The sequence below is a fragment of the Streptomyces sp. NPDC086077 genome, assembly GCF_040686175.1.
In the GTDB taxonomy this organism is placed as follows: domain Bacteria; phylum Actinomycetota; class Actinomycetes; order Streptomycetales; family Streptomycetaceae; genus Streptomyces.
The window spans coordinates 14,999-27,379 of the sequence record NZ_JBFBJT010000010.1 but is presented as its reverse complement, the minus strand read 5'-3'; the positions used below and the strand labels follow the sequence as shown (position 1 = coordinate 27,379).

Sequence of the window (12,381 nt, the reverse complement as noted above, 5' to 3'; positions counted from 1 at the left end):
CGATGACTTTCGCCGCGTGCCAAGGTCTTCCCTACGCACACCCTGCCGGACGGACCCCCTCCGGTGGCAGCGTCACGCAGAGCACGACCTGTGACAGGAGACCTCCCGCATGACCGAACCGGAAGTGACCGCAGACCGCAGCCGCACGACGGGCGTCTGGCCTCTGATCCGCGCTGAGCGAATGGCACTGGCTACTGATCTCGAAGGCCTCACTCACGAGCAGTGGGCGACGACGTCGTTGTGCACGGGATTTACGGTGCGCGAGGTGCTGGCGCATCTCACTGCGGCAGCCAGCCTCAACTCCGTACGATGGCTGGCGGGTGTACTGCGCTGCCGGTTCGACTTCGACAAGCAGGTGGCCATGCGCCTGGCCGAGCACCTGGGCAACACCCCGACCGAGACGCTGGAGAGATTCCGCCGCGTGGTCCCCAGTACAACCAAGCCTCCCCTCCCTGCCCTGGCCATGCTCGGCGAGACGGTCGTGCACGGCCAGGACATCCGGCGCCCATTGGGCATCCGCCGCGACTTCCCGATCGAGACGATCACTCACGTCGCCGAGTACTACCGAGGCTCGGACCTGGTAGTGGTTGCCAAGGGACGCATCGGCGGCCTGAAGCTCGTCGCGAATGACGGCCCTTTCACGGCCGGTTCCGGCCCGCTCGTCTCCGGTACGACCTTGGCCTTGGTGATGGCGATGACTGGTCGCTCGGCGTACTGCGACGACCTCGAAGGCGAGGGGGTCGGCCTCCTTCGCAGGCGCTGCGGGACGGTATGAAGATGTCAGCAGGGCCTGGTTGCTGAGGGCATACAGGTCAACCCATTCGGCATGTTCGACAGCTGCACGTGCGAGGGTCGTCAGCGGCTGGTACCGGAGGCGCCGTTCCGTCCGCAGGACGGAGGCTGGTGACGACACGGCGACCGGAGGATGCGAAATCGTGTTCATCGCGAGTCCAGCGCCACTCGGCGTGCGCGTTTCCATACCCCGGTCGCCTTGCGCCGCGGTCTTCTTTGGTGGCCGCCGCGTCCAGGCAGCACCGTTTCACCGGTCTGAGCAACATGGCGGGCGGCAAGAAGCGCGTGGCACGCCGATTCGCAGTCCTGGAGTCCGAGGGCGATGACTTTTGCCGGAGCGGCCAGTCTGTATCCCCAACACGCGATCAACCGGACTCAGGAGAGCATCATGACCGCCACCTACACCTTCGACGTCTTTTCCAGCCTCGACGGATTCGGCGCCGCCGGCGGCGACTGGACGGGCTACTGGGGAAAGCAAGGCCCCGAACTGCTCGACCACCGCCTCGCCCTGTACGGCGAGGAGCAGCGGATGGTCTTCGGGGCCAACACGTATCGGGCGTTCGCGCAGATGCTGGCTTCGAGCACCGAGGAGTCCGAGGTGCGTGACCCATGGGTCACACGGATGAGGAGCCTGCCGGCAACGGTCGTGTCGACGACACTGGAAGGACCCCTCGACTGGCCGGATGCGAACGTCGTGAGCGGTGACGCCGTCGACGTCGTCGCTCGGCTCAAGGAGGAGTCCGGAGTGCCGTTGCGCTCGCACGGCAGCCTGTCGATGAACCGGGCGCTGATGGCCGCCGGTCTGGTCGACCGCGTTCACGTGACGCTCTTCCCTGTGATCACCGGTCGGACCGGGCTGGACCCGATCTTCCGGGGTGCGGCCGACTTCGACCTTGAGCTGATCGAGAGCCGGACGCTCGACGGCCACATCCAAGAGCTCATCTACCGGCCTACCCTGCACGTCTGAGCGCCCTGCTCGCACGGCACCTCCCGGTCACGCCGGGTCAGGGATGGGGCAATGCACAGCTAAGCGGAACAGAGGCTGCCGACCGGATGCGCAGCCCTCTGCGCCGTGCCGGTTCGTCGTCGGGATTGACCTCTGCAGGGGTACACGAAACCTGTATATCGCGGGGGAGGCTTGCCAATTCCGGTCGGGCTGAACGATCGTGAGCCGGTGACCGATCCGAGTCCCGCTCAGCGACGCATTGTGGCCGGAGCCCGCAACGCGGCACGCCTTCTGGCCCTCGGCGGTCTCCTGGCCGTCGCCGTCGTGCTCACCCGCCTCCTGGCGGGTGGCCATCCCCTCCAGGTGGCTTCGGTCTCCGTGCCGGTCGACCGGATGTGGCTCGTCTTCGCCGCACTGACGGTCGCTCATGTGTTCACGGCCCGGTTCCTCGCGGCCCACATCGAGGAATATCTGGCCGAATGCCGTCGCCCGAACGTGCGCAACCTCGAGACCCTGCAAGCGCGACTTCTCCCCGTCCGCCCCCCTCCCGCGCGGATACCTGGAGGACAGGGTCAACACCTTCCGTCGGTTGGCCAAGCGCCCCTTGCCGATCAACGACGGGTTCGTGACGGACGCCGACCACTCGCGGTACCAGTCCGATTGGGCGAACGACCGTTTCCATGTAGGCCAGGAAGATCGGCCCCATTGGACCGAGATCTCGAACTGACCACCAGTCAACTGAGCGGCAGGGAAGCCTGTCTCCCATGGCCCCGATCTCGGGCTGAGACCTGTCACTTTCCCGTTCGGCCGAAGGCGGGCGATGGGCGGGACAGGCGGTGGACTGCAACGGGGAACAGCCCCGGCCGGTGGGTCGTGTGCCCGGTCCGCGCCGTGGGCGGCGCGAAGTCACGCCCCACGTAACCTCTTCCTGTGCCAGCCTCCCGCCTGCATCGCGTCGCCGTCCTTGTGCTCGAGGGTGCGAAGCCGCTCGACGTCGGCATTCCCGCGCAGGTTTTCACGACCCGCGCGAGCATGCCGTACGAGGTGCGGGTGTGCGGGGCGGCACCCGGCCTCGTGACCGGTGGCGATGGCCTCGCGTACTCCGTCGCCCACGGCCTCGACGCGCTGGCGTGGGCGGACATCGTCTTCGTCCCCGGCTACCGGTTCCCGGACCGCGACGACCCGCCGCAGGCCGTCGTCGACGCACTGATCGCCGCCCACGACCGGGGCGCGCGGCTCGCCGCCATCTCGACGGGAGCCTTCGCGCTCGCCGCCACGGGCCTGCTCGACGGCAGGCGCGCCACGACGCACTGGCACTACACGCGGGCGCTCGCGGCCAGGTATCCGCTCGTCCAGGTCGACGAGAACGTGCTGTTCGTCGACGAGGGCAGCGTGCTCACCTCGGCCGGCGCCGCCTCCGGCATCGACCTGTGCCTGCACATCCTGCGCGGCGACCTCGGCGTGGCCGCGTCCAACCACGCGGCCCGGCGTCTGGTCGCCGCCCCCTACCGCAGCGGCGGCCAGGCCCAGTACGTGCCGCGCAGCGTCCCCGAGCCGCTCGGCGAGCGGTTCGCCGCCACCCGCGAGTGGGCGCTGCACCGGCTCGGCGAGCCCCTCACCCTCGACATCCTGGCGCGGCAGGCCGGCGTCTCGCCGCGCACGTTCTCCCGGCGCTTCGTCGAGGAGACCGGCTACACGCCGATGCAGTGGGTGATGCGCGCCCGCATCGACCTGGCCCGCGAACTGCTCGAGCGTTCGCAGCGCAGCGTCGAACAGATCGCCGCCGACGTCGGGCTCGGCACCGGCGCGAACCTGCGCCTGCACTTCCAGCGCATCCTCGGCACCTCACCGAGCGAGTACCGGCGCACCTTCACCCGAGGCGAGTGATCCGCTCGGCGCCGCGTGGCGGGATCCTTTTGAACCATGGCGATCCCGCCACTGTCAGCGTCGCGTGCCGCAGGCGAGCCTGGTGGCGAAGGGAAGGGACATCACTCATGACTCGTATCGCCATCAACGGATTCGGCCGCATCGGACGCAACGTGCTGCGCGCACTGCTGGAGCGCGACAGCGCCCTCGATGTCGTCGCTGTCAACGACCTGACGGAGCCTGCCACTCTCGCCCGGCTGCTCGCCTACGACAGCACGGCCGGCCGGCTCGGGCGCCCGGTGACCGTCGACGGGGACGCCCTCGTCGTCGACGGCCGTCGGATCACGGTGCTGGCGGAGCGCGAGCCGGCGGAGCTGCCGTGGGCCGATCTCGGCGTCGACATCGTCCTGGAAGCCACCGGCCGCTTCACCTCGGCCAAGGCCGCCCGCGCCCACCTCGACGCGGGGGCGAAGAAGGTACTCGTCAGCGCGCCGTCGGACGGCGCCGACGTCACGCTCGCGTTCGGGGTCAACACCGATGCCTACGACCCGGCCGTGCACACGATCGTCTCGAACGCCTCCTGCACCACCAACGCGCTCGCGCCGCTGGCCAAGGTGCTCGACGACCTCGCTGGTATCGAGCACGGGTTCATGACGACGGTGCACGCGTACACACAGGAGCAGAACCTGCAGGACGGTCCGCACCGGGACGCCCGTCGCGCCCGGGCCGCCGGCGTCAACATCGTGCCGACCACGACCGGCGCCGCCAAGGCGATCGGCGTGGTGCTGCCGAACCTCGACGGCAAGCTGTCGGGCGACTCGATCCGCGTACCGGTGCCGGTGGGCTCGATCGTCGAACTCAACACGACCGTCGCCCGCGACGTGACACGCGACGACGTGCTCGCGGCCTACCGCGCCGCGGCCGAGGGGTCACTCGCCGGCATCCTCGAGTACTCCGACGACCCGCTCGTCTCCTCCGACATCGTGGGCAATCCCGCCTCGTCGATCTTCGACTCGGCCCTCACCCGCGTCGACGGCCGCCACGTCAAGGTGGTCGCGTGGTACGACAACGAGTGGGGCTTCTCGAACCGCGTGATCGACACGCTCGAGTTCCTCGCCACCCGCTGAACGGACGCCGGGAGCGGTACCCCGCCTTCGGTGACCGCGCCGCCAGCACATCCCTCGGGCGCTCCGGTTGACCCGTCGGGCCAACCGGAGCGCCCAGTCAGAAGCGGTTCCGCCCGGCCGCCCTTCGGAGGCTCGGGAGCACGCCGGCTGCTCAAGGGGCTCTTCGAGCGTCGCCTTGCGATGGCCTACGCCACGCCTGCGCCGTCTCTTTCGGATCTTGCATGACGCCGGCACCGCTCCTCGGTTCAGGCGGACGCCCCGGAACCCCATGCCTCGCCCCAGGGCCACAAGGATGTCCAGGGCGCTGGCGTCGTCGACGTACGGCTCCCGACTCCATCCACCGGGGCCCGACAGCCCGCCCGGCCGGTTCGGTGACGACGGATCAGCCGCATCGGATGTCCCCGGTGCTGAGGCGGTAGGTCACCCCGCCGCGGACCAGCGAACCGCTCAAGTGGATGCAGTGACCGGTCGCGTCGAACCAGGTGTAGAGCGGCCCGGCGTAGTAGTGGTAGTTCTCCGGGTGCTCCGGGGGCGGGTCGGCGGTGTAGTCACCGCTCTCGTCGTGGAGGTACAGCGTGATCTTCGACGCCAGGCCGTCGTAGGGGCTGGACCAGAACTTCGCGCAGTTGCGCTTGGTCGAGGCGTTCCAGTAGGTGCGCGCGTATCCGCCCCCATTGCGCCCTGCGGGGCTCTTGGCCCAGTAGGTTTTGCCGTCCCAGCTGCCGCTGCACTCGACGGCGCTGGGGGCAGCGGCTGTTGCCTCGGCCGGTGTGGCCTGCGCGGTGGGGGCGGCGACCAGACCGAGCATCAGCGCCATGACACCGAGGCCCAGCAACTGTGTTCTCCGTAAGCGCTTCATCCGCGACTCCTGTCGTGAGATGTCGTCAATCCGGTACATGACACTTCGCACTCGGAATGCTCCGCTTGTCGCGAAGTCGGCACCCGGCTTTTCACGAAATCTCCGCCGTGTTGCACCGATGAACCGTCTCGACCATCCGCATGCCCCCGCCCTGCTGGACCGCCCCACGGCCGCCGCCCTCGGTACGGGCATAAAGGAACTGGATACCCGCTTCGCCCGGATATGATGCACTTTGTGATCACGCCCAGACAGCTGCAGCGCCGTCGTCCTCCCTACGACGGCCACTGGGAAGCTGCTCTGCTGTCACCGATGGTCCTTACCGTCCTCATCGCCGGCCTGGCGTTCTCCACACCGCGGGAGATCGCCATCAGCCGCCTCCTGCCCGCCGCACCCGCCCTCGCCGCGGCAATGTGGCCCGTGATCCCCACGATCCTGTTGGGCACGTTCTGCCTGCTGGTCATGATCGGCCTCAGCTTCGCCTACACCGACCTGGGGACGCCGTACACGGCAGCCGCGATCGTCGCGGTCACCTTGGCAGCCGCCTATGCAAGCCATGTCCGGCTCCAGCGCGAGGAGGCACTCCTCCGCGTCCGGCTCGTCGCCGACGCAGCCCAGAAGGTGCTCCTGCGTCCCCTGCCGCGCCGCATCGAGGGCTTCGAGATCGAGTCGCTGTACCTGGCGGCCCAGGAGGAGGCCCGGATCGGCGGCGACTTCTATGAGGCAGCCGGCACACCGTACGGGATCCGGTTGCTCATCGGCGACGTACGCGGCAAGGGCCTGTCCGCCGTAGGAGCGGCCTCAGCGGTGATCAGCTGCTTCAGGGAGGCCGCGTACGACGAGCCCGACCTGAGCGGCGTCATGCATCGCCTGGAGATCAGCAGCACACGCCACAGCGCCGGGTTCCCCACCCAGGACCTGCCGGAGCGCTTCGCCACCGCGCTCATCGCCGAGATCCCGCACGGCGGCGGCCAGGTAAGACTTCTCAACTGCGGGCACCCCCCACCCTTGCTCTTGCACCACGGGGAGACCCACGTCCTGGAGCCCACCACGCCCTCGCCGCCCTTGCACTTCTCGGCGCTCATCGGGGACGACTACTACGTCGACACCGTCGCCTTCGCCCCAGGCGACCAGCTGCTGCTCTACACCGACGGCGTGACGGAGACCCGCGACCGCACCGGCGAGTTCTTCCCTCTGCCGGACTGGATGCGGCGGCAAGGCCCGCGGCCACCCCGCGACCTGCTCGACCGGCTTCACCGCGACCTGCTCCACTTCAGCGACGGAAAGCTCGACGACGACATCGCGGCCCTTGCCGTGCGGTGCCCGAGCGCGACGAAAGTCGCCGGCGAAGCGGCGAGGTGAGACAGGTGAGGGCCCGCCGGTCGGCGGGGGCCGGTCCGGCCACCTGCCGGATGGTTGTACCGGCACGATTCCTGAAGTCTTGACCCATGCTGCCGTTGGTCTCCCGGCGGCCCCCGTGGTCCACATCGCGGCGAACCGCCTGCTGTGCCTGTCACGGCGCGCCGCCAAGTCCCCCGGTTGATCGAAAGGCGGGGCCGGCGGCGTCACCGTCCCGATCGGAGAAGGAGGTCACAGGATGACTCTCCGAGTGACGATGCTCTGTGCAACCGGTGCGGAAGTCAGCGATGACCTGGTCATCGGGGACGGTGCCCTGAGTGACCGCGGACGGCGGCAGGTCAAGGCGACGGAGCATCTCCTTCCGCCGTATTCCCTGGCCCTCAGAGCGCCCTCCGCACGCTGCGCACGGGCCGCCAGGGCTCTGGCGGTCCCAGCCACGCCGGAGAAGGCGCTGCGTGACCTGGACTACGGCGGCTGGTACGGCCGCCCGCGGAAGGACATCGTGGCCGAAGACCCCTACGGCTTCTCGGCTTGGCTGACGGATCCCGGCGCCGCTCCGCACGGGGGTGAGTCCGTCGCTCGGCTCTGCCGGCGGACAGCGGAATGGCTGAGTTCTCTGCCCGCCGACGCGGCGCGCATCCTCACGATCACCGAGGCCGCCGTCATCCAGGCCGCACTGGTCCATGTCCTGTCGGCATCCGCCCGCGACTTCTGGCATCTAGGTGTCCCGCCCCCCGCGGTCACGCTCACGATGCGCGACGGCTGCTGGAACGCCCGGCTCGGCCTCATGGCCATCCCGCAGCAACAGCAGTCGGCCGACGGCTCCGCATCCCTCATGGCGCTGACCAGGCAGGCAACGACCGGACGGTATCCACCCCTCCTCTTCCGGCCAGGATGCTGAGCGAGCCACGGCGACGATCTCCTACCTGTGTGGTCCAGCCCCCGGACCGGCTGCCGTGGCGGGCCGACGGCCTTTCCACGGACGGCGTCCAGCGGCGGAGCAGCCCTCGGCGTGGTACGAATCGGACAGTGGTCCGACAGCGGCTGGAGCACAGGTGATCCGGGTACTGGTGGTCGACGACGAAGCCCTGATCCGCACGGGCTTCCAGCGCATCCTTGACGCCGCCGACGGCATCGAGGTCGTTGGGGCGGTGTCCGGCGGGCAGGCACTGCGGACGGTGCGCGAGACGCGCCCCGACGTCGTCCTGCTGGACATCCGGATGCCGGACGTGGACGGGCTCACGGTGCTGGGTGACATTCGCCGACTGCCGGAACCTCCCGTAGTGGCGATGCTGACCACGTTCGACATGGACGAGTACGTGGAGACGGCACTGCGCTCGGGCGCTGCCGGTTTCCTTCTCAAGGACACCGATCCCGAGGCCCTGCCGCTCGCGGTGCGCAGCCTGGCCCGCGGCGGCACGGTGCTGTCGTCCAAGGTGACTCGCGTGGTGGTGGACGGCTACCTGAGCGCAGGAGCGCAGGAGCACCCACCGCAGGTTCTCAAGCGCCTGACCGAACGTGAACGCGAAGTGCTCGTCCTCATCGCCGAGGGCCTGTCGAACGCCGACATCGCGACCCGGATGCACCTGAGCACCGGCACGGTCAAGGATCACGTCAGCGCGATCCTCACCAAGCTGGAGGTGAGCGGCCGGGTGCAGGCCGCCCTCTTCGCCCAGCGAGCCGGACTCCTCACCAGGGGCCCAGGATGAACCGCCGCCTGCAACCGCTGCTACTGGACGGCATGGCGATGAGCCTGGCCCTCCTCGACGTCTGGGTCCACTGGGATGCCGAAGAGCTGTGGCGGACGGCCTGTGGCCTGGTGGCCGCCGTCGCTCTGCTGCTGCGCCGGCGGCGACCACTGCTCACCTTCATGCTCACCCTTCCTGCCGTCCTGCTGTCCGATGCGGTCTTCGCGTGCCTGGCCGCGCTGTACACACTCGCCTCCCTCAATCGCGCCCGAGCGCTGTTGGTCGTGTGCGCCCTGGCCTTCGCGCTGAGCGACGCGACGCTCCTGCCGTCGTTGGAACTCGATCTGACCGACCCCTCGACACTGATCACGCTCGGTTACACCTCGGCGACGGCGGCAGCCGCCGTGTTTCTGGGGCAGCTCGTGCACACACGCCGCGACCTCTCGCTGAAACTGACCGAGATCTCGGAGGCACGTGACCATCAGCAGCTGCTGACCACCCAGGCCGTCCTGGCCAAGGAACGCGCCCAGCTCGCGCGGGAGATGCACGATGTCGTCTCCCACCAGGTCAGTCTGATCGCCGTCCGTGCCGGAGCCCTGCAGGTCGGCACGACAGATCCCGACGTCAAGGAGGCCGCTGCGACGATCAGGCGACTGAGCGCGCAGACGCTCGACGAGCTGCGCCACATGGTCACCGTCCTCCGCGCCTCCGGGGGCCGCCCCACGGAACTCACGCCGCAGCCGGTCCTCACCGACCTCCAGAAGCTGGCAGACAACTGCGGGATCGAGACGGAGCTCAAGACAGACCTGCCCGAGGATCTCTCGCCCACCGTCCAGCGCGCGATCTACCGCACCGTTCAGGAAGCCCTGACCAACACACGCAAACACGCTCCCGGTGCTACCGCACGCATCGACCTGTGCCGCACCAATGGCCGCGTCCGCGTCCGGGTCACCAACACCGCGCCGACCCGGCCGGCCCTTCCTCTCCCCAGCGCACACCATGGCTTGATCGGTCTTCGCCAGCGCACCGAGCTCCTCGGGGGCACCATGACCTCGGGCCCCACGAGCGACGGCGGTTACGAGATCTGCGTGGTGCTCCCGAGAGAAGCCACAACGTGAGGAAGACCCAGGAGGGCTGCTCAGCCGTGTGCCTCCGCGTCCTGACAGCCAGGTGCGGAGGCGCCCAGGTGTATTGACCCGGGAGGCGGGGGACGCGGCTGGTGGGCGACTGACCCTTGAGCGCGGTGCGTCCGCGGTGGTGGTGGTAGGTGTGCAACCAGCCGGGGAGAACGAACACGATCGCACTGGACCCAGCGTGAGAACGGCCGGGTGATCATGAACGAGTCGACAGGCAGCAGCAGCCGCGGGAGCGGAGCCGTGGAGAGCGGGACGCGCACGGCGTCGTTCGAGGTCGATGACCAGGGCATCGTGATCGCCTGGAGTCCGGCCGCCGAGGAGCTCTTCGGCTACCCCGCGCAGCAGGTCCTCGGCCGGGCGGCCAAGGACCTGGTCACCGACGGGGCGCCCAACGAGGGAAACGCCGATGTCGTACTGCGGCACCAGGACGGGCACCACGTCGGCTGCCGGGTGCGGGTGAGCGCTGAACACGCGGTGGGACCCGAGCCGCACTGGAAGGTCGATGTGTCATCGGGCGGGCCAAGCGAGACGCGGCCCGGGGAAGGGACGGCGGCCGCCGTCGACCGGGCGCTTCTGGAGGCACTGTTCACCCGCTCCCCCGTCGGCCTGTTCCTCCTTGACCCTGACCTACGCCTGACGCGGTACAACGCCGCGGCGGAGGGCATGCAGGGGACCCGGGTGACCGAGGGGCTGGGGCTGCGGCCCACCGAGGCGTGGCCCGACTTCAGCGCGGAGGTCGCCGAGCGGGTCATGGCCGAGGTCCTGGAGACCGGACAGCCGGCCCTGGCCTTCGAGAAGCGCGGTTGTCCCCCTGGCGATCCCGACCGTGAGCACGTGTATTCGGCATCCGTGTTCCGCCTGGAGGACCCCGACGGCCGCGTCCTCGGAATCGCCGACCTCGTCGTCGACGTGACCGAGCAGCACCGTGCCCGAAAACGCCTCGCCCTGATCGCGGACGCCGGTTCCCGGATCGGAACCGGCCTCGATGTGATAGGCACCGCGGCGGAGTTGGCCGACGTGGTGGTGCCACGGCTGGCCGACAGCGTGGCCGTGGACCTTCTCGAACCGGTGCTGGCCGGAGAAGAGCCGCCGACCAGGCCGGGCGAGGCCGGCTGGACGCTGCGGCGGGCCGCCTCCCGGTCGATCCGCCGCCACACCCAGCCGGGTGCGTACACGGTCGGCGACGTGAGCAACTTCCCTGACGCCGCGCCCGCCGTCCAGTTGCTCGCCGACCGCAGGCCGCGTCTCGTGCGCTCGGTCGGAGCGGACAGCAGGTGGGTACGCGGCGACGCGGTCCGGGGCCGGCGCATGCGGCAAGAGGGGGTCCATTCGCTGATGGCGGTCCCCCTGCTGACCCGGGACTGTGTGCTGGGACTGGTCACCCTGTACCGGTGGACCGCCCGCGGCGCCTTCGAGGACGACGACCTCACCTTGGCACAGGACCTTGCCGCCCGTACCGCCGTCGCGCTGGACAACGCACGCCGCTACGTGCGCGAGCGCAACACCGTGCTCACGTTGCAGCGCGGTCTGGTGCCCGAGCACCTTGAGGTGCCCCAGGCGGTTCAGGCGGCACACCACTGGGTCCAGTCAGGCGCGGGCGGCGACTGGACCGACGTCATCGCCCTGCCCGGAGCCCGTGTGGCCCTGGTGGCGGGCAGCACCCCCGGCCGCGGTGTGCGTACCGCCGCCACCATGGGACGACTGCGCACAGCCGTCCACACCATGGCAGCCCTCGGTCTTGCACCCGACGAGCTGATGGCCCGCCTCGACGACCTGGTCCGCCAGATGGACGCCGAGGAGTCGGTCAAGCAGCCGACCGGGAGCCCCGTCGGTGCCACCTGCCTCTACCTGGTCTTCGACCCGGTCACCTGTCAGTGCACCGCGGCCGCGGCCGGACGCCCGGGGCTGGCCGCGGCCGGAGCGGACGGCTCCGTGACCTTCGCCGACATCCCGGCCGGGCCGCCGCTCGGCCGGCCCGGGCCGCCCTTCACCAAGTCCACCATCCCGTTGCCCGGCGAATGCCGGCTGATCCTGTTCACACCGGGGCTGCTGCAGGCCTTCACCGGCGACGAAGGGTACGACGAGCTGGTCCGCCTGCTGTCCATGTCACACGAGTCCCCGCAGGACCTCTGCCTGCGACTGACGGAGACGATGGTCCCCGCCGACCCCCACGACGACGCTGCGGTTCTCGTCGCGGGCACCCGGCCCCTCGATCCCGGGCGCGTCGCCACCTGGATGCTCCCCACCGACCTGGAGGCTGTCGCCACCGCCCGTTCCCTCACAGCTCGCCAGCTGAGTACCTGGGCCATGGACGACGAGGCGTTCTCCACCGAACTCATCGTCAGTGAGCTCGTCACCAATGCCATCCGGTACGCCGAACCGCCCATACAGCTACGACTGATCCGCGACCGCACGCTGAGCGTGGAGGTCTCCGACGGCAGCAGCGCCGCACCACACCTGCGACACGCTCGTACGACCGACGAGGGCGGCCGCGGTCTGCTGCTGGTGTCGCAGTTCGCCCAACGGTGGGGAACGCGTTACGAAGACCGGGGCAAGACCATCTGGGCCGAGGAACCCCTCACGGAAGCGGCCTGACCGCCCTGGGACCCGG

General features: G+C 69.6%; 10 protein-coding genes and 1 pseudogene. 9 read left to right on the top strand and 2 right to left on the bottom strand.

Features of this window, described 5'->3' with window-relative positions:
* Positions 1-109 precede the first annotated feature (109 nt).
* The 4 genes from AB0O67_RS04965 (at position 110) to gap (ending at position 4,731) form a co-directional block, all read left to right on the top strand.
* On the top strand, positions 110-775 hold the full coding sequence (locus AB0O67_RS04965) for a maleylpyruvate isomerase family mycothiol-dependent enzyme (RefSeq protein ID WP_365446211.1): 666 nt from the start codon (positions 110-112) through the stop codon (positions 773-775).
* Between the two features lie 405 nt (positions 776-1,180).
* Positions 1,181-1,759 carry a dihydrofolate reductase family protein gene (locus AB0O67_RS04960; protein ID WP_365446208.1) on the top strand — a complete coding sequence of 193 codons (579 nt, stop codon included), beginning with the start codon at positions 1,181-1,183 and terminating at the stop codon, positions 1,757-1,759.
* 909 nt (positions 1,760-2,668) lie between these two features.
* Positions 2,669-3,625: a helix-turn-helix domain-containing protein gene (locus AB0O67_RS04955; RefSeq protein ID WP_365446205.1), complete on the top strand. Its 957-nt coding sequence runs from the start codon at positions 2,669-2,671 to the stop codon at positions 3,623-3,625.
* A gap of 107 nt (positions 3,626-3,732) precedes the next feature.
* Positions 3,733-4,731 (top strand): type I glyceraldehyde-3-phosphate dehydrogenase, encoded by a 999-nt coding sequence (gene gap / locus AB0O67_RS04950; RefSeq protein ID WP_365446202.1) that lies wholly within the window; start codon positions 3,733-3,735, stop codon positions 4,729-4,731.
* Positions 4,732-5,113: 382 nt separating this feature from the next.
* Here the strand turns inward: gap and AB0O67_RS04945 are convergent, their stop codons facing one another.
* Positions 5,114-5,590, bottom strand: coding sequence for a hypothetical protein (locus tag AB0O67_RS04945; RefSeq protein ID WP_365446199.1), 477 nt, complete (start codon positions 5,588-5,590; stop codon positions 5,114-5,116).
* 309 nt (positions 5,591-5,899) lie between these two features.
* Between AB0O67_RS04945 and AB0O67_RS04940 the strand changes: the two genes are divergently transcribed.
* From AB0O67_RS04940 to AB0O67_RS04925, 4 genes are all read left to right on the top strand, one after another.
* Complete coding sequence (locus AB0O67_RS04940) at positions 5,900-6,949, top strand: PP2C family protein-serine/threonine phosphatase (protein ID WP_365446371.1); 1,050 nt, start codon at positions 5,900-5,902, stop codon at positions 6,947-6,949.
* A gap of 235 nt (positions 6,950-7,184) precedes the next feature.
* A complete protein-coding gene (locus AB0O67_RS04935) occupies positions 7,185-7,847 on the top strand; it encodes a histidine phosphatase family protein (RefSeq protein WP_365446196.1) in 663 nt (220 codons plus the stop codon).
* A gap of 154 nt (positions 7,848-8,001) precedes the next feature.
* Positions 8,002-8,655 (top strand): response regulator transcription factor, encoded by a 654-nt coding sequence (locus AB0O67_RS04930; RefSeq protein WP_365446193.1) that lies wholly within the window; start codon positions 8,002-8,004, stop codon positions 8,653-8,655.
* A complete protein-coding gene (locus AB0O67_RS04925) occupies positions 8,652-9,752 on the top strand; it encodes a histidine kinase (protein WP_365446190.1) in 1,101 nt (366 codons plus the stop codon). The genes AB0O67_RS04930 and AB0O67_RS04925 overlap by 4 nt, the downstream gene beginning before the upstream one ends.
* Positions 9,753-9,819: 67 nt before the next feature.
* Here AB0O67_RS04925 and AB0O67_RS04920 read toward each other — a convergent pair.
* Positions 9,820-9,918 (bottom strand): annotated as a pseudogene (locus AB0O67_RS04920) (IS481 family transposase); the annotation flags it as partial.
* Between the two features lie 50 nt (positions 9,919-9,968).
* Here AB0O67_RS04920 and AB0O67_RS04915 point away from each other — a divergent pair.
* Entirely contained in the window at positions 9,969-12,365 is a 2,397-nt protein-coding gene (locus AB0O67_RS04915; protein ID WP_365446187.1) for a SpoIIE family protein phosphatase, read from the top strand.
* Positions 12,366-12,381 lie beyond the last annotated feature (16 nt).